The organism is Azotobacter beijerinckii (genome assembly GCF_900110885.1).
Lineage (GTDB): Bacteria > Pseudomonadota > Gammaproteobacteria > Pseudomonadales > Pseudomonadaceae > Azotobacter > Azotobacter beijerinckii.
Genome location: NZ_FOFJ01000039.1, coordinates 1 through 19,759, shown reverse-complemented (window position 1 = coordinate 19,759; position 19,759 = coordinate 1). Strand labels below are relative to the sequence as shown.

Annotated in this window: 21 protein-coding genes; 16 read left to right on the top strand and 5 right to left on the bottom strand. The window is 66.8% G+C overall.

The features are described 5' to 3' along the window. Window positions 1–6: 6 nt before the first annotated feature. The 10 genes from iscX to der all read left to right on the top strand — a co-directional run bounded on the left by iscX (window position 7) and on the right by der (window position 9,450). Entirely contained in the window at window positions 7–207 is a 201-nt protein-coding gene (iscX, locus tag BMY22_RS16485) for a Fe-S cluster assembly protein IscX (RefSeq protein ID WP_090623923.1), read from the top strand. Window positions 208–303: 96 nt separating this feature from the next. Then, a complete protein-coding gene (gene ndk / locus BMY22_RS16480) occupies window positions 304–735 on the top strand; it encodes a nucleoside-diphosphate kinase (protein WP_039802423.1) in 432 nt (143 codons plus the stop codon). A 25-nt stretch (window positions 736–760) separates the two neighbouring features. Further along, entirely contained in the window at window positions 761–1,906 is a 1,146-nt protein-coding gene (gene rlmN, locus BMY22_RS16475; RefSeq protein WP_090623901.1) for a dual-specificity RNA methyltransferase RlmN, read from the top strand. Window positions 1,907–1,919: 13 nt separating this feature from the next. Further along, window positions 1,920–2,681 carry a type IV pilus biogenesis/stability protein PilW gene (gene pilW, locus BMY22_RS16470; RefSeq protein ID WP_090623899.1) on the top strand — a complete coding sequence of 254 codons (762 nt, stop codon included), beginning with the start codon at window positions 1,920–1,922 and terminating at the stop codon, window positions 2,679–2,681. After that, on the top strand, window positions 2,678–3,649 hold the full coding sequence (locus BMY22_RS16465; RefSeq protein WP_090623898.1) for a RodZ domain-containing protein: 972 nt from the start codon (window positions 2,678–2,680) through the stop codon (window positions 3,647–3,649). The genes pilW and BMY22_RS16465 overlap by 4 nt, the downstream gene beginning before the upstream one ends. 5 nt (window positions 3,650–3,654) lie before the next feature. Further along, on the top strand, window positions 3,655–4,767 hold the full coding sequence (ispG, locus tag BMY22_RS16460; protein WP_090623896.1) for a flavodoxin-dependent (E)-4-hydroxy-3-methylbut-2-enyl-diphosphate synthase: 1,113 nt from the start codon (window positions 3,655–3,657) through the stop codon (window positions 4,765–4,767). A gap of 9 nt (window positions 4,768–4,776) precedes the next feature. Beyond that, window positions 4,777–6,063, top strand: coding sequence for a histidine--tRNA ligase (gene hisS, locus BMY22_RS16455; protein WP_090623895.1), 1,287 nt, complete (start codon window positions 4,777–4,779; stop codon window positions 6,061–6,063). A gap of 23 nt (window positions 6,064–6,086) precedes the next feature. Further along, complete coding sequence (locus BMY22_RS16450; RefSeq protein ID WP_090623893.1) at window positions 6,087–6,731, top strand: tetratricopeptide repeat protein; 645 nt, start codon at window positions 6,087–6,089, stop codon at window positions 6,729–6,731. Beyond that, window positions 6,724–7,881 carry an outer membrane protein assembly factor BamB gene (bamB, locus tag BMY22_RS16445; RefSeq protein WP_167363751.1) on the top strand — a complete coding sequence of 386 codons (1,158 nt, stop codon included), beginning with the start codon at window positions 6,724–6,726 and terminating at the stop codon, window positions 7,879–7,881. Before BMY22_RS16450 ends, bamB begins: the two co-directional genes overlap by 8 nt. Window positions 7,882–7,977: 96 nt before the next feature. Next, a complete protein-coding gene (gene der, locus BMY22_RS16440; RefSeq protein ID WP_090623891.1) occupies window positions 7,978–9,450 on the top strand; it encodes a ribosome biogenesis GTPase Der in 1,473 nt (490 codons plus the stop codon). A 43-nt stretch (window positions 9,451–9,493) separates the two neighbouring features. Here the strand turns inward: der and BMY22_RS16435 are convergent, their stop codons facing one another. After that, window positions 9,494–10,534, bottom strand: coding sequence for a serine endopeptidase (locus BMY22_RS16435; protein WP_090623889.1), 1,041 nt, complete (start codon window positions 10,532–10,534; stop codon window positions 9,494–9,496). Between the two features lie 186 nt (window positions 10,535–10,720). Between BMY22_RS16435 and BMY22_RS16430 the strand changes: the two genes are divergently transcribed. The 3 genes from BMY22_RS16430 to BMY22_RS16420 all read left to right on the top strand — a co-directional run bounded on the left by BMY22_RS16430 (window position 10,721) and on the right by BMY22_RS16420 (window position 13,214). After that, entirely contained in the window at window positions 10,721–11,869 is a 1,149-nt protein-coding gene (locus BMY22_RS16430; protein WP_090623888.1) for a pyridoxal phosphate-dependent aminotransferase, read from the top strand. Between the two features lie 113 nt (window positions 11,870–11,982). Continuing rightward, window positions 11,983–12,786 (top strand): amidohydrolase, encoded by an 804-nt coding sequence (locus tag BMY22_RS16425; RefSeq protein WP_090623887.1) that lies wholly within the window; start codon window positions 11,983–11,985, stop codon window positions 12,784–12,786. A gap of 68 nt (window positions 12,787–12,854) precedes the next feature. Then, the gene (locus BMY22_RS16420; protein ID WP_090623885.1) at window positions 12,855–13,214 is read left to right on the top strand and encodes a hypothetical protein; all 360 of its coding nucleotides are present in this window, start codon (window positions 12,855–12,857) and stop codon (window positions 13,212–13,214) included. A gap of 52 nt (window positions 13,215–13,266) precedes the next feature. Here BMY22_RS16420 and BMY22_RS16415 read toward each other — a convergent pair whose 3' ends face one another. Next, window positions 13,267–13,455 carry a hypothetical protein gene (locus BMY22_RS16415; RefSeq protein WP_090623884.1) on the bottom strand — a complete coding sequence of 63 codons (189 nt, stop codon included), beginning with the start codon at window positions 13,453–13,455 and terminating at the stop codon, window positions 13,267–13,269. 77 nt (window positions 13,456–13,532) lie between these two features. Here BMY22_RS16415 and BMY22_RS16410 point away from each other — a divergent pair, with 77 nt between their 5' ends. Beyond that, window positions 13,533–14,066, top strand: coding sequence for a flavin reductase family protein (locus BMY22_RS16410; protein WP_090623883.1), 534 nt, complete (start codon window positions 13,533–13,535; stop codon window positions 14,064–14,066). Here BMY22_RS16410 and BMY22_RS16405 read toward each other — a convergent pair. The 3 genes from BMY22_RS16405 to leuA form a co-directional block, all read right to left on the bottom strand. Continuing rightward, a complete protein-coding gene (locus BMY22_RS16405) occupies window positions 14,040–14,675 on the bottom strand; it encodes a DUF2238 domain-containing protein (protein WP_090623881.1) in 636 nt (211 codons plus the stop codon). The genes BMY22_RS16410 and BMY22_RS16405 overlap by 27 nt on opposite strands. Window positions 14,676–14,753: 78 nt before the next feature. Then, a complete protein-coding gene (locus tag BMY22_RS16400; RefSeq protein WP_090623879.1) occupies window positions 14,754–15,449 on the bottom strand; it encodes an endonuclease in 696 nt (231 codons plus the stop codon). Between the two features lie 312 nt (window positions 15,450–15,761). Beyond that, complete coding sequence (gene leuA, locus BMY22_RS16395; RefSeq protein WP_090623878.1) at window positions 15,762–17,435, bottom strand: 2-isopropylmalate synthase; 1,674 nt, start codon at window positions 17,433–17,435, stop codon at window positions 15,762–15,764. A gap of 368 nt (window positions 17,436–17,803) precedes the next feature. Between leuA and BMY22_RS16390 the strand changes: the two genes are divergently transcribed. Further along, on the top strand, window positions 17,804–18,766 hold the full coding sequence (locus BMY22_RS16390; RefSeq protein ID WP_090623876.1) for an aliphatic sulfonate ABC transporter substrate-binding protein: 963 nt from the start codon (window positions 17,804–17,806) through the stop codon (window positions 18,764–18,766). A gap of 588 nt (window positions 18,767–19,354) precedes the next feature. Then, the coding region (locus BMY22_RS16385) for an OprD family outer membrane porin (protein WP_143068517.1) at window positions 19,355–19,759 on the top strand (405 nt) is incomplete at its 3' end.

Here is a 19,759-nt window from a genome sequence, read left to right as displayed (position 1 = left end):
ATGACCGTGAGCCTGAAATGGACGGATGTTCAGGAAATCGCCCTGCAACTGGTCGATACCCATCCGCAGATCGACCCGCGCTACCTCAATTTCGTCGATCTGCATCGCTGGGTGCTGGCCCTGCCGGCGTTCGACGACGACCCCGAGCGCGGCGGTGAAAAGGTGCTGGAAGCCATCCAGGCAGCTTGGATCGAAGAAGCCGACTGATCCACAAGCTGCTCTTATGCATTTCACTGGAACCCGCGTATAATCCGCGGGTTTAATTTTCCGCTTTTCAAAACCCCCGATTGACTGGAGCTATCCATGGCTGTTGAACGTACCCTTTCCATCATCAAGCCCGACGCCGTCGCCAAGAACGTCATCGGTGAGATCCTCACCCGTTTCGAGAAGGCCGGTCTGAGCGTCGTCGCGGCGAAGATGGTCCAGCTGTCCGAGCGCGAAGCCGGCGGCTTCTACGCCGAGCACCAGGCGCGTCCGTTCTTCAAGGATCTGGTGTCCTTCATGACCTCCGGTCCGGTCGTCGTGCAGGTGCTGGAAGGCGAGGGCGCGATCGCCAAGAACCGCGAGCTGATGGGCGCCACCAACCCGAAAGACGCCGCTCCGGGCACTATCCGCGCCGACTTCGCGGTGTCCATCGACGAGAACGCCGTGCACGGTTCCGACTCCGAGGCTTCCGCCGCCCGCGAGATCGCCTACTTCTTCGCCGCCACCGAGGTGTGCGCCCGCATTCGCTGATCAGGCGATGGGGGAGGGTGAATCCATGACCGAAACCACCAAGGTGAACCTGCTGGGGCTGACCCAGCCACAGCTGGAAGGCTTCTTCGAGTCCATCGGCGAGAAGCGCTTTCGTGCCGGGCAGGTGATGAAATGGATTCACCACTTCGGCGTCGACGACTTCGAGGCCATGAGCAACATCGGCAAGGCCCTGCGCGAGAAGCTCAAGGCCTGCGCCGAGATCCGCGGCCCGGAGATCGTCAGCCAGGACATTTCCAGCGACGGCACCCGCAAGTGGGTGGTGCGCGTGGCGTCCGGCAGCTGCGTCGAAACCGTGTACATCCCGCAGGCCGGGCGCGGCACCCTGTGCGTGTCGTCGCAGGCCGGCTGCTCGCTGGACTGCAGTTTCTGCTCCACCGGCAAGCAGGGCTTCAACAGCGACCTGACCGCCGCCGAGATCATCGGCCAGGTGTGGATCGCCAACAAATCCTTCGGCACCGTCCCGGCCAAGATCGACCGCGCCGTCACCAACGTGGTGATGATGGGCATGGGCGAGCCGCTCTTGAATTTCGACAACGCGGTCGCCGCCATGCAGATCATGATGGACGACCTCGGCTACGGCATCTCCAAGCGCAAAGTGACCCTCTCCACCTCCGGCGTGGCGCCGATGATCGACGAGCTGGGCAAGGTCATCGACGTGTCCCTGGCGCTGTCGCTGCATGCGCCCAACGACACGTTGCGCGACCGGCTGGTGCCGATCAACCGCAAGTATCCGCTGGCCGTGGTGCTGGACGCTTGCAAGCGCTACATCTCGCGCCTCGGCGAGAAGCGCGTACTGACCGTCGAGTACACCCTGCTCAAGGACGTCAACGACCAGCCCGAGCATGCGGCGCAGATGGTCGAGCTGCTGCGCGACGTGCCGTGCAAGATCAACCTGATTCCCTTCAATCCCTTTCCCTTCTCCGGTTACGAGCGACCGAGCAACAATGCCATTCGCCGCTTCCAGGATCTGTTGCACCAGGCCGGACACAACGTCACGGTACGCACCACCCGCGGCGAGGACATCGACGCCGCTTGCGGCCAACTGGTCGGCCAAGTCATGGACCGTACCCGGCGCAGCGAGCGCCATATCGCCGTGCGCCAGCTCGGCGACGAGGCAGCGCCATCCCCCAGTGCCGCCAACCGGACCTGAATCGAGGATGTCTATGACCCTGCGCGCTGCGCTGCTGTTATTGTCCGCCACGCTGCTGGCCGGCTGCGTCTCGAGCAAAGCGGTCGACCCGATGAAGACCGAGCAGGGGCGCAAGGAGGCTCGCGATGCGTATATTCAGCTCGGTCTCGGTTATCTCAAGCAGGGCCAGACCGATCGTGCCAAGGCGCCGCTGAGCAAGGCGCTGGCGCTCGATGCCGGCGATGCCGACGCCCACGCCGCCCTGGCCCTGGTGTTCCAGACCGAACTCGAGCCAGATCTGGCCGACCAGCACTACCGCAAGGCGCTCGCCCAGCGTCCCGGCGACGCGCGAGTGTTGAACAACTACGGCAGCTTCCTGTTCGAGCAGCGCCGCTATCCGGATGCCTACGAGCGCTTCCAGCAGGCAGCGGCCGACACCATGTATCCCGAGCGCTCGCGGGTCTATCTCAATCTCGGCCTGACCGCCCTCAAGCTGGGGCAGCGCGATCTCGCCAAGGGCCATCTGGAGAAGTCCCTGCGCATCAATTCGCAGCAGTCCCAGGCCCTGCTGGAAATGGCGATGCTGGATTTCGAGGGGCGCGACTACGTGTCGGCGCGTTCCTATTACGCTAGCTTCAGCCGGGTAGGCGGGCAGAATGCCCGCAGCCTGCTGCTGGGTACCCGTCTGGCGAAGATCTTCGACGATCGCGACCAGGTCGCTACCCTGGGCCTGCAGCTGAAGCGCCATTACCCGGGCACGCCGGAATATCAGCAATATCTGTCGGAGCAACGATGAACGCGTCGCAAATCGAGAGCACGGCGGCGGCCTCCGTCAACCCGGGCGAGATCCTGCGCAAGGGCCGCGAGGCCAACGACTGGTCGCTGGCCCAGGTGGCTGGGCAGCTGAATCTCCCCGTCCGGATCCTGGCCCAATTGGAGGCCGGCGAATTCGACCGGTTGCCGGGGCATACCTTCGCCCGCGGCTATGTGCGCTCCTACGCCAAGCTGCTGGGGATGGATCAGGCCCGTCTGGTCGAGGCCTTCGACCAGTACACCGGCACCAACGCCAAGGGCAGCGAAGTGCACAGCCTGGGGAGGATCGAGCAGCCGCTGCGAATTTCGCAGACCATCCTGCGCCTGGCCAGCCTCGTCCTGCTGCTTCTGTTGGTCGGCTCCGGCCTGTTCTGGTGGCAGGAGCGCTCGGCGCACCAGGGCCTGCGGAGCGCGCTCAACCTGGCCCATGTCGAGGTCGACAGCGCCGACGGCACTACCCAGATCCATCCGCTCGACGAGCCGGAAGACCAGGCCGTGGCCCAGGCGCTCCAGCCTTCCGGGCCGCAGCCCCAGCCGGCCATCGTGACGCCACTGCCGCTGGCGCAGGTCGCGCCCGGTACGGTTGCACCGGTGGTCGAGGCAACGCCCGCGCCCGCTGCCGTACCGACTGCTCCGGCTGCCGCCCAGGCAGCGATCAGTACGCCTGCCGCCGCCAGCCCGACGCCGGCCGTGGAGCCGGCTACCGGAGAGGGCGTGCTGAGCATCCGCTTCAAGGCCGACTGTTGGACCCAGGTCACCGATGCCCGCGGCAAGGCGCTGTTTCGCGGTTTGAAGCGCGCCGGCGACACGCTCGAGCTGCGTGGTCAGAAGCCGCTGGACGTGCGTCTCGGCTTCGCCAACGGTGCCGAGGTCAGCTTCAACGGCCGGCCGGTCAACCTCGCGCCCTTTACCGCCCGCGGCGCGACCGCCCGCCTGAAACTGGAGAACTAGGTCCCATGCATAGCGAATCACCCATCCAGCGCCGTCCGTCGCGCAAGATCTGGGTCGGCCCGGTCGCGGTGGGCGGCGATGCGCCCATCTCGGTGCAGAGCATGACCAACACCAACACTCTCGACGTCGACGCCACCGTGGCGCAGATCCGCCGCCTGGAGGCGGCCGGTGCCGATATCGTCCGCGTCTCGGTGCCGGACATGGACGCCGCCGAGGCGTTCGGCCGGATCAAGCAGCAGGTCCAGGTACCGCTGGTTGCCGACATCCACTTCGACTACCAGATCGCCCTGCGCGTCGCCGAGCTGGGCGTCGACTGTCTGCGCATCAATCCGGGCAACATCGGCCGCGAGGACCGGGTCCGCGCGGTGGTGGATGCGGCGCGCGACCGGGGCATCCCGATCCGCATCGGCGTCAACGCCGGCTCCCTGGAGAAGGACCTGCAGAAGAAGTACGGCGAGCCGACCCCGCAGGCGCTGGTGGAGTCCGCCCTGCGCCACGTCGAGCATCTCGACCGGCTGGATTTCCAGAACTTCAAGGTCAGCGTCAAGGCCTCCGACGTGTTCATGGCGGTGGCCGCCTATCGCCTGCTGGCCGGGCAGATCGAGCAGCCGCTGCACCTGGGCATCACCGAGGCCGGCGGGCTGCGTTCCGGTACCGTGAAGTCCGCGGTGGGCCTCGGCATGCTGCTCGCCGAGGGCATCGGCGACACTATCCGGGTGTCGCTGGCCGCCGATCCGGTGGAGGAGATCAAGGTCGGCTTCGACATCCTCAAGTCGCTGCGCCTGCGTTCGCGGGGGATCAACTTCATCGCCTGCCCGAGCTGCTCGCGGCAGAACTTCGACGTGGTGAAGACCATGAACGAGCTGGAGACCCGCCTCGAGGACCTGCTGGTGCCGCTCGACGTGGCGGTGATCGGCTGCGTGGTGAACGGTCCCGGCGAGGCCAAGGAGGCGCATGTCGGCCTTACCGGCGGCACCCCGAGCAACCTGATCTACATCGATGGCAAGCCGGCGCAGAAGCTCGGCAACGAGAATCTGGTGGACGAGCTGGAGCGGCTGATCCGCCGCAAGGCCGCCGAGAAGACCGCCACCGACGCGAGCCTGATCGTCCGCAGTTAAGGAATCCGCGTGAGCAAGAATATCCAGGCCATCCGTGGCATGAACGACATCCTGCCCGAGCAGACCCCGCTCTGGCGCTATTTCGAGAACGGCGTGGCCGGTCTGCTGGACGGCTACGGCTATCGGCAGATCCGCATGCCGATCGTCGAGTTCACCGAGCTGTTCAAGCGCTCCATCGGCGAGGTCACCGACATCGTCGAGAAGGAGATGTACACCTTCGAGGACCGTAACGGCGACTCCCTGACCCTGCGTCCGGAGGGTACCGCCAGCTGCGTGCGTGCGGTGCTCGAGCACGGCATCAGCGGCGGCGGCCAGGTGCAGAAGCTCTGGTACGTCGGTCCGATGTTCCGCCACGAGCGCCCGCAGAAGGGCCGCTACCGGCAGTTCCATCAGATCGGCGTGGAGGTCTTCAACCTCCCGGGGCCGGACATCGACGCCGAGCTGATCGTCATGACCTGGCGCCTGTGGGGCCTGCTCGGCCTGCGCGAGGCGGTGACCCTGGAACTCAATAGCCTGGGCAGCAGCGAGGCCCGTGCGCGCTACCGCGATGCCCTGGTCGAGTACCTTTCGGCACGCTTCGAGCAGCTCGACGAGGACAGCCAGCGCCGCCTGTCCAGCAATCCGCTGCGCATCCTCGATAGCAAGAGTCCGGACACCCAGGCCCTGCTGGTGGACGCACCTAAGCTGGCCGACTACCTGGACGAGGAGTCGCGCCAGCACTTCGAGGGCCTCAAGGCGCGGCTGGAGGCGGCGGGCGTTCCCTACACGATCAATCCCAAGCTGGTGCGCGGCCTCGACTACTACGGCAAGACGGTATTCGAATGGGTCACCGACCAGCTCGGCGCCCAGGGTACCGTCTGCGCCGGTGGTCGCTACGACGGGCTGGTCGAGCAGTTGGGCGGCAAGCCGACCCCGGCGGTGGGCTTCGCCATGGGCGTCGAGCGTCTGGTATTGCTCCTGGAAACCCTCGACAAGATTCCGGCGGAGCTGTCCCGCCAGGTCGACCTGTACTTCTGCGCCTTCGGCGAGGCGGCCGAACTGGCGGCCCTGGAGCTGGCCGAGCGGCTGCGCGATGCGCTGCCGGGCGTGCGCCTGGCGGTCAATGCCGGGGCCGGCAGCTTCAAGAGCCAGCTGAAGAAGGCCGACAAGAGCGGCGCGCTCTATGCCCTGGTGTTGGGCGAGGACGAGCTGGCCCAGCGCATCGTCGGGCTGAAGCCGCTGCGCGCCGACGGCGAACAACAGAGCATTGGCTGGGATGCGCTGGGCGAGCGCCTGGCGGCCTGTCTGCAGGCTTGAACACTGAATTTGGGAGTATTGGGGTGACCTCGCATAGCGAAGATGAAGAGCTGGTGCAGATCAAGGAGTGGTGGCAGCGCAGCGGCAAGCCCCTGCTCACCGGCGGTGTTCTGGCCCTGGTGGTGGTGTTCGGCTGGCAGGGCTGGCAGAAGTACCAGACCAATCGGGCGCAGAATGCCTCGGCGCTCTACCAGCAGCTGCTGGATGCCAGCCTGAAGACTTCCGGGAAGCCGGATGCGGCCAGGATCGCCGAACTCTACGGGCAGCTGCAGAGCGATTTCGGCGGCAGCCACTATGCCCAGTACGGCAGCCTGCTGGTCGCCAAGGTGGCGGTGGAGGAGGGCAAGCTCGACGATGCCGCCGCCGGACTGCGGGCGATTCTCGACAAGCCGGTCGATGCCACCCTCGGCGAAGTGGCCCGCCAGCGCCTGGCAAGGGTCCTGGCGGCTCAGGGCAAGGCCGAAGAGGGCCTTGCCCTGCTCGCCGGCGAGATCGATCCGGTCTTCCTGGCCGGTCGCGAGGAGGTCAAGGGCGATCTGCTGGTGCAGCTCGGCCGCCCCGACGAGGCACGGGCCGCCTACGAGAAGGCCAAGGCTGCCCAGTCCGAGGACGCCGGGCAGGGAACCCTGCAGATGAAGCTCGACGATCTGGCCAAGGGAGATGCCTGACGTGAAGCCCTGGAGACATGCTGCGGTGCTGGCGATGGCCGCGACGCTCGCCGGTTGCAGCAGCTGGTTCAACAGCTCCAAGGAGCAGCCGCCGGCCGAATTGCCGAAGTTCACGGAAGAGGTGCGGCTGAACAAGGAGTGGAGCCGCTCGATCGGCGAGGGCCAGGGCAAGACCTACAATCAGCTGGTGCCGGCGGTGGAGGGCGATACCCTGTTCGTCGCCGACGTCTCTGGCGAGGTGATGGCCCTCGACCGCTTCAGCGGCAAGGTCGTCTGGCGCAAGGATCTGGAGCGGCCGGTGTCCGGCGGTGTCGGCGCTGGCTACGGCCAGGTGCTGCTCGGCACCCTGCAGGGCGAGGTGATTGCCCTGGATTCGGCCGATGGCAAGGAGCTGTGGCGCAGCCGCGTCAGCAGCGAGGTGCTGGCTCCGCCGGCGAGCAACGGCGATGTGGTGGTGGTGCAGACCCAGGACGACCGCCTGATCGCCCTCGAGGCGAGCAGCGGCAGCCAGCGCTGGGCTTACGACAGCAACCCGGCCGTGCTGACCCTGCGCGGCACCGGCGCGCCGCTGGTCACCAACCAGCTGGCGATCGCCGGACTCTCCAGTGGCAAGGTGCTTGCCCTGGAAACCCAGCGCGGCCTACCGATCTGGGAGCAGCGGGTGGCCGTGCCCACCGGCCGCTCCGAGCTGGAGCGGGTGGTGGATATCGACGGTGGCCTGGCGCTGTCCGGCGATACCCTGTACGTCGCGACCTTTCAGGGCAACGTCGCCGCACTCGATCTGCGGAGCGGGCGTCCCCTCTGGCAGCGCCAGGCCTCCAGCAACGGCAGCGTGGCGCTGGGTTATGGCAGCGTCTATGTGAGCCTGGCCGAGGGGGCCGTCGAAGGCATCGACGAGCGCAGCGCCTCGGCGCTGTGGAAGAACGATGCGCTGGCCCGTCGCCAGCTGTCGTCGCCGGCGGTGTTCTCCAGCTATGTCGCGGTCGGCGATCTGGAAGGCTACCTGCACCTGCTCAGCCAGGTGGACGGGCGCTTCGTCGGACGCATCCGCATCGACAGCGACGGTCTGCGCGCCCGTCCGCTGGTGGTGGGCGACTGGCTGTATGCCTACGGCAACGGCGGCAATCTGGTCGCGCTGACCATTCGCTGACCGCCGACTCATTGGTCGGGTTGTCCCGACCCCCCGTTCGGCCGCTGCACCGTGCAGCGGCCGTTGTGTTTTCTGAACATTGCAGGTGAGAGCCTTATGGTTCCCGTAATCGCCCTGGTGGGCCGCCCGAACGTCGGCAAGTCGACGCTGTTCAACCGTCTGACCAAGACCCGCGACGCCATCGTCGCCGAATATGCCGGACTGACCCGCGACCGCCAGTATGGCGAGGCCAAGTGGCAGGGCCGCACGTATATCGTCATCGATACCGGGGGCATCTCCGGCGACGAGGAGGGTATCGATGCGAAGATGGCCGAGCAGTCGCTGCAGGCCATCGAGGAAGCCGACGCCGTGCTGTTCATGGTCGACTCCCGCGCCGGGATGACTGCCGCCGACCAACTGATCGCCGAGCACCTGCGCAAGCGCAACAAGCGCAGCTTCCTGGTGGCCAACAAGGTCGACACTGTCGATCCGGATATCGCCCGCGCCGAGTTCAGCCCGCTGGGCCTGGGCGACGCCTTGCCGATCGCCGCCGCCCACGGGCGTGGCATCAACGCCATGCTCGAAGAGGCTCTCGGGATCTTTCCCAGGGACAATGCCGAAGACGAGGAGGGCGAGGCGGAGGTGGTCGCCGAAGGCGAGGAGCCCAAACGCATCCCCGGCCCCAGCGAGAAGGACGGCATCAAGATTGCGATCATCGGCCGTCCCAACGTCGGCAAGTCGACGCTGGTCAACCGCATGCTCGGCGAAGAGCGGGTGATCGTCTACGATCAGGCCGGTACCACCCGCGACAGCATCTACATCCCCTTCGAGCGCGACGAGGAGAAGTACACCCTGATCGACACCGCCGGCGTGCGCCGCCGCGGCAAGATATTCGAAGCGGTCGAGAAGTTCTCGGTGGTTAAGACCTTGCAGGCCATCCAGGACGCCAACGTGGTGATCTTCGTGATGGATGCCCGCGAAGGGGTGGTCGAGCACGACCTCAACCTGCTGGGCTTCGTGCTGGAGACCGGCCGCGCCCTGGTCATCGCGCTGAACAAGTGGGACGGCATGGAGCCGGGCCAGCGCGACTACGTGAAGACCGAGTTGGAGCGCCGGCTGATGTTCGTCGACTTCGCCGACATCCACTTCATTTCGGCGCTGCACGGCACCGGCGTGGGCCACCTCTACAAATCGGTGCAGGCCTCGTTCAAGTCGGCGATCACCCGCTGGCCGACCAGCCGCCTGACCCAGATCCTCGAGGACGCGGTGCAGGAGCACCAGCCGCCGCTGGTCAACGGCCGGCGCATCAAGCTGCGCTACGCCCACCTGGGCGGCGCCAACCCGCCGCTGGTGGTGATCCACGGCAACCAGGTGGAGGCCGTGCCGAAGTCCTACACGCGCTACCTGGAGAACACCTACCGGCGCGTGCTGAAATTGGTCGGCACGCCGATCCGCATCGAATACAAGGGCAGCGACAACCCCTACGAGGGCAAGAAAAACCCCCTCACCGACCGCCAGGTGAACAAGAAGCGCCGCCTGATGAGCCACCACAAGAAGGCCGAGAAGAAGCGCAAGGACAAGAAGCGCTGAGCAAGGCCAAGGCCCGCCGCGGGGCTCGGCGGACGCCTGCGGATCACGGCCGCGCGGCCGGGGTGCCGCAGGCGTGGCAGAAGCGGGCGAAGGCGCTCTTGCGCTGCTGGCACTGCCCGCAGTGGTCGAACAGGCCGATGCCGCAGTGGGGGCAGTAGTCGATCTGCGGATTGTCCAGCTCGACCGCCCGTTCGCAACCCGGGCAGACCTTCTTGGCCAGGCGCGCCAGGGCGGTGTCGTAGGACAGCTCCTGGCGCCGCTCGGCGTCGGACCTGGCTTCGGCCTGGCGCTGCCGCTCCAGGTAGCGGTTCAGCGCGACGATGGCCTGGCGCCCGACCAGCACGGTGATCAGGATGCCCACGGCATGGCGCACGTAGCCGCCGTAGCTCGGCAGATAGGGCACCAGCTCGACGAAGAAGACGAACAGCGCGAAGAAGATGAACCCCCAGACGAAGGGCCACCAGGGGCTCTTGCGCCGGCGCGCGAACAGCCAGCCGGCGACGACCAGAAAGGGCAGGGTCAGCGCCAGCCGATAAATGAATACCCGCAGCTCCTGGCGCTGCAGCTCGCCCTGCAGGCGTTCCCAGGCCTGCTGCTCCAGCTCCTGCAGCTGATTCTGCGCCCGTGCTTCGCTCTGCTGGGCGTCGAGCAGGCGCTGCTGCTCGGCCTCGACCGCGGCATGCGCGGCGCGTTCGGCGATCTTCAGTTTTTCCAGGGCCGCGGTGCGCTGCAGCAGTTCGGCATCCCGCGATGACTGTTGAGTCGCCTGGCGGCTGGCCAGCCAGGCATTCAAGCTGTCGCGGGCGCTGAGGCTGTCTTGGCGGGCCACCTCCAGCTTCAGCTGCGCCTGGTCCTGGGCATCGCGGATCTCCTGGGCGAGCCGGCGCTGCTGCTCGATTGCCTGGTGCGCCTGTTCGGCGGCGGGCCGGTCGATGAAGTCCTCGCTGTGCAGGGACTCCTCGACCAGTGGCAGGTTCTTCATCAGCGTGCCACCCAGCCCGATCAGGAAGCCGGCGAAGACGACGGCGATGATCCACAGGACGAGGCGGAACCATTTTTCCGACAGGCGTTGGGCTTTGCTCATGGGCTTCCTTTCTCCGAGGGGCGTCCGCGTGCGGCGCGGTATGGCGCAGGGCCACAGGATAGCGCAGGCCGCCCGCCCGGACGCGGCCGTCGCCTCATCCGATTCGCCCGCCCCTGGCTGCCGCGCGCCTCTGGATCGGCTATCCTCGCGGCTTTCGCAGGTCGCTTGCGCACGAAGTCCGAGGCCATGATCCAGAGCAAACTGCCCAACGTCGGCACCACCATCTTCACCACCATGTCCCAGCTCGCCGCACAGACCGGCGCCATCAACCTGTCCCAGGGCTTTCCGGATTTCGATGGCCCGCAGGCGCTGCGCGAGGCGGTCGGCCGCCACGTGATGGCCGGGCACAATCAATACGCGCCGATGACCGGCCTGCCGGCGCTGCGCGAGCAGGTCGCGCAGAAGATCGCGCGCAGCTACGGTCGCCGCGTGGACATGGACGCCGAGGTGAGCGTTACCCCCGGCGCCACCGAGGCGATCTTCTGCGCGGTGCAGGCGCTGGTCCGCCCGGGCGACGAGGTGATCGTCTTCGATCCCTGCTACGACAGCTACGAGCCTTCGGTGGAACTGGCCGGCGGGCGCTGCGTGCATGTGCCGCTGGCCCTGCCTGACTTTGCCATCGACTGGCAGCGCCTCTCCGACGCCATCGGCCCGCGCACCCGTCTGATCATCCTCAACAGCCCGCACAACCCCAGCGGCGCGCTGATTTCCCGCGCCGAACTGGACCAACTGGCCGCCTTGATCCGCGAGCGCGAGATCTACCTGATCAGCGACGAGGTCTACGAACACCTGGTGTTCGACGGCGTGGCGCACGCCAGCGTGCTGGCCCACGAGGAGCTGTACCAGCGTGCCTTCGTGGTCAGCTCGTTCGGCAAGACCTACCACGTCACCGGCTGGAAGACCGGCTACGTGGTGGCGCCGCCGGCACTCTCCGCCGAGCTGCGCAAGGTCCACCAGTTCGTCACCTTCTGCGGCATCACCCCGCTGCAGTGGGCGCTGGCCGACTACATGAGCGCCCATCCCGATCACGTCGACGAGCTGCCGGCCTTCTACCAGGCCAAGCGCGACCTGTTCTGCGACCTGCTCAAGGGCTCGCGCTTCACCTTCACCCGCAGCCCCGGCACCTACTTCCAGTTGGCCGACTACTCGGCGATCCGCGACGATCTGAGCGACGTGGAGATGTCGCTGTGGCTGACCCGAGAGCACGGCGTGGCGACCATCCCGGTGTCGGTGTTCTACCAGACCCCGCCCAAGGACCTGCGCCTGGTGCGCTTCTGCTTCGCCAAGCGCGAGGACACCCTGTGCCAGGCCGCGGAGAAGCTGTGCCGGGTATAAGCCCCCGTTTGCCGTAGGAGCCAGCTTGCTGGCGATCAAGCTGGATGGAATCGCCAGCAAGCTGGCTCCTACCGATCAAATGCCTTTGCATACCTCGCCCTGGGAGATTTTCCATGCGTGACCTGACCGCCTTGCCCGACCTCAAGCTGGCCCTAGTGCAGACCGCCCCGGTCTGGCAGGATCCGGCCGCCAACCACGCCCACTTCGCCCGGCTGTTGGCGCAGGCCGAGGGCGCCGACCTGGTGATCCTCCCGGAGATGTTCAGCACCGGCTTCTCCATGGACGCCGCAGCGCTGGCCGAGGCCGAGGACGGTCCGAGCCGCGCCTGGCTGCTCGAGCAGGCCGCGCGCCTGAATACGGTCGTGGTCGGCAGCGTGATCACCCGCGCGGCCGACGGCAGCTACCGCAACCGGCTGTACTGGGCGCGCCCGGACGGCAGCTGCGCCCACTACGACAAGCGCCACCTGTTCCGCATGGCCGGCGAGCACGAGCACTACGCCGCAGGCGATGCGCGCGTGCTGCTCGAGCTCAAGGGCTGGCACGTGCGTCCGCTGGTCTGCTACGACCTGCGCTTCCCGGTGTGGAGCCGCGACCCCCTAGATACCGACCTCCTGCTCTACATCGCCAGCTGGCCGGCGGCGCGGCGCAACGCCTGGAACCGCCTGCTGCCGGCGCGCGGCATCGAGAACCTGTGCTTTGTCGCGGCGGTCAACCGCATCGGCGCCGACGGCAACGGCTATCCGCACGCCGGCGACAGCCAGGTGCTGGATTTCCAGGGCGAACCGCTGGCCGCGCCGGGCGAGGCCGAGGGCGTGTTCCACGTCACCCTCTCGGCCGAGGCGCTGGCCAAGTACCGCACGCGCTTTCCGGCCTGGAGGGATGCGGATACGTTCGAACTGAGGAGTCGGGAAGACTGATGGCAACATGCAACTTCAGGGGGCGGGCGCTGTCTGCCGTGCCCCCATTTTCCGATTCAGGAGTATCCATGCGTAAATCGAAAACCCTTGCCGTACTGGGCTTGCTGAGTACGCTGGGCCTTGCTGCGCCCGTGATGGCCGAGCCGGCCAGCGACATGATGCGTGAAAGTGCCCGGCGCCATCAGGAGCAGATGCGCGAGAAATCTTTGGAGCGCTGGGAAGCCACCCGCGAGCATCATCGGGAGTTGTCGCACGAAGGTCAGAAGAGAGGTGATGAGGTACGCCGCGAAGGCCAGGCCTGGAGGGAGGCGGCGTACCACGGAGCTCAAAAGAGGGGCGATGAGGTGCGTCGCGAAGGTTGGGAGCGGTCCGGCGAAGTGCACGACGAACATCGCGGGAACAGCAAGGCGGGCGGCAAGCACCAGTGAGCCGTACCGGCCGTCGCTGTCTGGTGCCGGCCATCCCGTACTGCGCGCCATTTCAGGCGCGCAGCTCCCGCACCAGATACGCCTGCTTGTGCCCGCGCCGCTCGTACTCGCGCATCAGCGCTTCGGCTTCGGCGCGTTCGGCGAAGCGGTGCATCTCCACCTCGTTGCCGTTGTCGTCGATGCGGTAGAGGACCCAGCGGCTGGGGTCCGGTTTGTCGTGTGTCGCTGTCGCATCGTTCAAGAGCGGCCCCTTGCGCCCGCCGAGAGGGGGCTATGGTTGATCGGATAACGCCGCTTTTCCCTGCCCTGGAGCGTCCGATGAAAACCCTGCTGCCCCTCGCCGATGTCTACGCCCTCCTCGAACCGGGTCCGGTGCTGCTGCTCGGCACCGCCCACGACGGTCGGGCCAATCTGATGCCGCTGTCCTGGCACTGCATGCTGGAGTTCGAGCCGCCGCTGGTGGGCTGCGTGGTCAGTGCGGCGAACTTCTCCTTCGCGGCGCTGGAGGCGACCGGCGAGTGCGTGCTCAACGTGCCGACCGTGGAGCTGGCGGAGCAGGTGGTCGGCTGCGGCAACTGCTCGGGGCGCGAAGTGGACAAGTTCGCCCGCTTCGCGCTGACCGCCGTGCCTTCGGCGCAGGTGGCGCCGCCGCGGCTGGCCGAGTGCTTTGCCAGCCTCGAATGCCGGGTAGCGGATCGCCAGCTGGTCGGCCGCTACAACTTCTTCATCCTCGAGGTGCTGCAGGCCTGGCACGACCCGTCGGTGAGCGCGCCGCGCACCCTGCATCATCGCGGCTTCGGTACCTTCATGGTGGCCGGCGAGGAGCTAACCCTGCCCTCGGCCATGTGCTGAGTGCTCCAGTGCGGCGATCTGCCGGTCCTGCAGGCGGGCGAGGCCGAGTAGCGCGCTGCCGGCGCCGATCAGTGCCCAGCAGATGTCCGACTGGGTGTCCCAGGGATCGCCCTGGGTGCCGAGGAATTCGATCGCACCCTGCCCGGCGATCAGCGCCACCCACCACTCGATCAACTCGTAGACGGCGCTGATCGCCAGCGCCACGCACAGGCAGAGGAAAGCCAGCATCCGCCCGTTGGCCAGATAGCGGCCGCGCAGCAGGATTTCCCGGGCGACCAGTGCCGGCACCAGGCCCTGCATGAAGTGGCCGAGTTTGTCGTAGGGATTGCGGCTCAGCCCGAACAGCTCCTGCACCCAGAAGCCCGGTGGCACCCGCGCGTAGGTGTAGGCGCCGCCGAGGATCAGCACCAGGGCGTGGGCGGCGATCAGCAGGTAGAGCAGGGTGGTCAGCGGAAAACGTCCGTACGTGAACGCCAGCAGCGGCGCGGCGACCAGCACGGGCGCGACCTCCAGCAGCCAGGTCGCCCGGTCGTAGGGCGCGATGCCGGAGGCGAGCAGGGCGGCTAGGACGCTCAGGCCGAGTGTCGCGAGAAGTCGGTTGCGCTGCATGGCGTTCCTCGCCTGGGCTATGGGGCCGGGCGAGAATTAGCACCCGCCCGGACGGCTTGGCAAGCCGCTGGCGGCGGGCTACTTCTTCCCGCAGCGGCGCAGGTCCACTTCGCCGACCAGCGGGTTGGCGTTGCCCTGCACGCAGGCGATGCGCTGGTTGCGCCAGAGTTCCCATTCGCTCACCGGATACTGGCGGTTCCAGATCTCGTAGAGGCGCTGGTCCTGCCTGGACAGGCGCAGCTGGTAGCGCTGGCTCATGTACAGGTAGGTCCGTGCGATGGCGCCGCGGCTGTAGTCCGCCGGCATGGCGGTGCGCTGCTGGAAGTCGATCACGAAGGGGCAGGCGCCGTATTGGGTGGGCTGCTCGGTCAGCATGCCGAAGCCGAAGTTGCTGCGGTCGCCGTTCACCTCGCCGACCACCGGCACCAGGTTGTGTAGGTCGGCCTCGGCCTGGCTGAACACCGGGTCGTTGGCCGTGCAGTTCTTGCGCCCGCCGTCCTGCCAGCACTGGCGCTGGTGGCCGATCACCCAGGCCGGGACGATGTGCTCCCACTCGACGCGGCCGGCGCGGTTGGCATTCTTGCGCGGCTGGTAGCCGCAGCTTTCCAGGTCGATGCGGTTGCCCTGGTAGGCGCAGTGGCAATAGAAGTCCACCGGCCGCTCGGCATAGATCTTCCAGGCGATCTTCTTCGCCTCGCGGAAGGTCCGTGGGGCCTCGGCGTGAACCAGGGAGAACGGCAGCAGGAGCAATAGGAGGAAAACGAAACGGCGCATGGGACTCTCGCGGTTGATATGGTACGAGCGTCCATGCCGATGGGCCGAATGTTAGCCGGTTATGGGAAGAAATTCACACGGATTGCGGTTCGTTAGAAGAAACCGGCATATCCAGGCGCGCCGATGGCGCGGATCTGCGGTCGTGCACGTGCACTGGCAGGTGCAGAGGGGGTACCCGGTCCTTGCTGGCGGGGGCGGATCGCCAGCAAACGGGCTCCTACGGGAGCGATGCCTGCGGAGGAGGCACCTGCGTTGCCTTCGGCGGGGGACGCCGCGGGGGTTAGCCCGCTGCGGCGTCGAGGGTGCGGCGGCTCAGGCCGCCCGTGCCGCGGCCTGCTGGCCGAGGGCGCGGTTGAGGGCGCTGAACAGCGCGCGGATGCTCGCGGTGGTCAGGTTGCCGTCGATGCCCAGGCCATGCACCGGACGCTGGCCGTCGAGGCGCAGTTCGACGTAGGCCGCGGCCTTGGCCTGGCTGCCGGAGCCGATGGCGTGCTCGTGGAAGTCCATGATCTCCACCGCGACCGGCAGGGCGGCGGCCAGCGCTTCCAGCGGACCCTTGCCGATACCGCGCCAGTGGCGGGCCTCGCCGCCGTCGACGACTTCCACGTCCAGCGCGCAGGTGCCGTTTTCCTCCTGCAGGCGATGGCCCTTCAGGGTGTAGGGCGCGGTGGCCTGTAGGTATTCGGCCTCGAGCAGGGCGTGGATCTGTGCGGCGCTCAGCTCCAGGCCGAGGCGGTCGGTTTCCTTCTGCACCACCTGGCTGAACTCGATCTGCATGCGCCGCGGCAGGCTGATCCCGTATTCCTGCTCGAGCAGGTAGGCGATGCCGCCCTTGCCTGACTGGCTGTTGACGCGGATCACCGCCTCGTAGCTGCGGCCGATGTCGGCCGGATCGATCGGCAGGTAGGGCACTTCCCAGACGCCGTTCGGGTCCTGCTGGGCGAAGCCCTTGCGGATCGCGTCCTGGTGCGAGCCGGAGAAGGCGGTGTGCACCAGGTCGCCGACGTAGGGATGGCGCGGGTGCACCGGCAGCTGGTTGCATTCCTCGACCACCTTGCGCACCGCGTCGATGTCGGAGAAGTCCAGCTCGGGGTCGACGCCCTGGGTGTAGAGGTTCAGCGCCAGGGTCACCAGGTCGACGTTGCCGGTGCGCTCGCCGTTGCCGAACAGGCAACCTTCCACGCGGTCGGCACCGGCCATCAGGCCCAGCTCGCTGGCGGCCACGCCGGTGCCGCGGTCGTTGTGGGTGTGCAGGCTGACCAGCACGCTGTCGCGGCGCTCGACGTGGCGGCAGAACCATTCGATCTGGTCGGCGTAGACGTTCGGCGTGGCCGCCTCGATGGTCGCCGGCAGGTTGAGGATCAGCTTGTGGTCCGGGGTCGGCTGGAATACCGCGACCACCGCGTTGCACACCTCGACGGCGAACTCGGTCTCGGTGGAGCTGAACACTTCCGGCGAGTACTCGAAGCGCCAGGCGGTTTCCGGGCTGGCGTCGGCCAGGCGCTTGATGATCTGCGCCGCGTTGACGGCGATCTCCACCACCCCGGCCTGGTCTTGGTTGAAGACGATGCGCCGGAAGCTCGGCGCGGTGGCGTTGTAGTAGTGGACGATGGCCCGCTTGGCGCCCTTGAGCGACTCGAAGGTGCGGGCAATCAGGTCCTCGCGGGCCTGGGTCAGCACCTGGATGGTCACGTCGTCGGGGATGTGGCCGTCCTCGATCAGGGTGCGCACGAAGTCGAAGTCGGTCTGCGAGGCCGAGGGGAAGCCCACCTCGATCTCCTTGACGCCGACCTGCACCAGGGTCTTGAAGAACCGCAGCTTCTTCACCGCGTCCATCGGCTCGATCAGCGACTGGTTGCCGTCGCGCAGGTCGGAGCTGCACCAGAGCGGCGCCTTGTCGATCACCCGGTCCGGCCAGGTGCGGTCGCGCAGGGCGATCGGTGCGAAGGGACGGTATTTCTGCGACGGGTCTTTGAGCATGGTCATGGTGTCTCCCGAGAGCTGCGACGCGCCTGTCGAGAGGCGCTGGCCATCATTTGCGGCGACACGCTAGTATTTTGTTTGGATATATTGCAAGTATTCTATAAAAATTGGTTTTTTATTATTAATTTATGTTTTTTATTGGTTTTTGGTGTCGATTAATGGCTGTAATCGTGGTTTTTGTTGCGCGAATGATTTTTGTCGCATCGCTCGGGGACGGTCACCGCGTCGTGATGGCTTTTCGGTTAGAAAAGATATAAAGGTTATTAGTTTAATAATTTATTAGATCGAAATCGGATAAAAGATTTAGGCTCCCTACCTTCTCGGTGGTTTGCGCGGGGGCGCAGGCCGATCCAGGCAGAAGGAGTTCGAAAATGCGTTCCATCACTTTCCATCGGCGTCTGCTGGGCGCTCTGACCGTGGTCGCCGGTCTGGCGCTCGGCGTGTCCGGGCTGGCCAGCGCCGAGCCGCCGACCTTGAAGATCGGCTTCCAGAAGGGCGGCGGTCTGCTGGCGGTGCTGAAGTCCCAGGGCGTTCTGGAGAAGTCCCTGGGCGAGCAGGGCTACCGGGTGACCTGGCACGAATTCCAGGCGGGTCCGCAACTGCTTGAGGCCCTGAACGCCGGCAGCGTCGATTTCGGCTACACCGGCTCGCCGCCGCCGATCTTCGCCCAAGCGGCCGGCATCGACCTGGTCTATGTCGGCGCCGAGCCCCACGCGCAGAGGACAGAGGCGATCCTCACCCACAAGGATTCGTCCATCGCCGACATCGCCGGGCTCAAGGGCAAGAAGGTGGCGGTGCAGAAGGGCTCCAGCGCCAACTACCTGCTGGTGGCCTCGCTGGCCAAGGTTGGGTTGAGCTTTGCCGACATCCAGCCGGTCTACCTGCCGCCGGCCGACGCCCGGGCGGCCTTCGAGAACCGCAGTGTCGATGCCTGGTCGGTATGGGACCCCTACCTGGCAGCCATCGAGAAAGGCGGAGCGGTCAGGGTGCTGGGCAACTACGAAGGGCTGTCGCAGACCAACGCCTTCTACGAGGCTTCGCGGGCCTTTGCCGAGGCCAATCCGAAGCTGCTCGAAGCGCTCCTGGGCGAACTGGCCAAGGCCGGCGCCTGGGCCAACGACAACCCAGGCGGCGTGGCGCGACTGCTCGCCCCGCAACTGGGGCTGCCCGAGGACGTCCTGACCCGTTGGCAGGAGCGCGCCCGCTATGGCGTGCAGCCCCTGTCGGCGGAGATCGTCGCGGTGCAGCAGAAAGTGGCCGATACCTTCTACGAGCAGAAGCTGATTCCCAGGCCGGTGAAGGTCCAAGACATCGTCTGGAAAGCGCCGCAATAGTCCTGAGGCTGCCGCCTTCCGCGGTTGGACGAATCCATCCTTTCCTCTCTCCCACGCGCCGGAACAGCCGGCGCCTGCCGCTTTCCTCCAGCCGCTTGCAACCTCTCGATTTCGATGCGCCTGCCGTAGGGTGAATGCCGCCCGGCGTCACTCCTCGGGATTTCTTCGCGTGGGCTCTCCGGCCGGGCTGTCGAAAGAGGCCGCCGCGTATCTCGCCGGTATGCCGCGACTACCCACCTGGGGGGGAGCACCTAGGGGGGGGAGGGGCAGTATTCTTGCCGGGCCGGTCGCCGCTGCGCTGTTTCCCGCGGGCCCGCGCGCAGAACCAGAACAAGAACAAGAGCGATTCGGCCGGAACGACCGGCCCGAGGTAGGAACTATGGATCGACGATCCCGACCGCCGCACCCGCTTGGCCGCCAGGCCTGAGCCGTCACGCCCCCCGGCGCCCGCGCCGGTCCGCCTAACCCATCGAAAATCGACCTTCGACCCGCCGTGCAACCACCGCGGGACGCGGCACCGCTTTGCCGGTTCGCGGCCCGACCCTGTCCCCGGGATGGTCGTCATGTTCCAGCAACAGGAATGAATCCATGCGTTTCAACAAGAAGAATCCAGCCTGTGCCGCGTCCCTGACCCTTGTCCTGGCGATCCCGGCCGTCGCCGCCGACGGAGAGGGCTTTCTCGAGGGGGCGACCGTGAATGTGCTCAACCGCAACATCTACTTCAGCCAGGACTTCCGCCATGGCGACACCTTCAACAACCCGCAGACCGGCGAGAAGAAGCACCTGCGCGCCGAGTGGGCGCACGGCGTGATCGCCAACTTCGAGTCCGGCTTCACGCCCGGGGTGGTGGGTTTCGGCCTGGACGTGCGCGGCCAGTTCGGCTTCAAGATGGACGGCGGCGACGGGCGGGTCGGCAACGGCATGGCGGGTAACGGCATCATCCCGCGGCGCGGCTACGACTTCGACGGCAAGCCCAAGAGCCAGTTCGGCCGT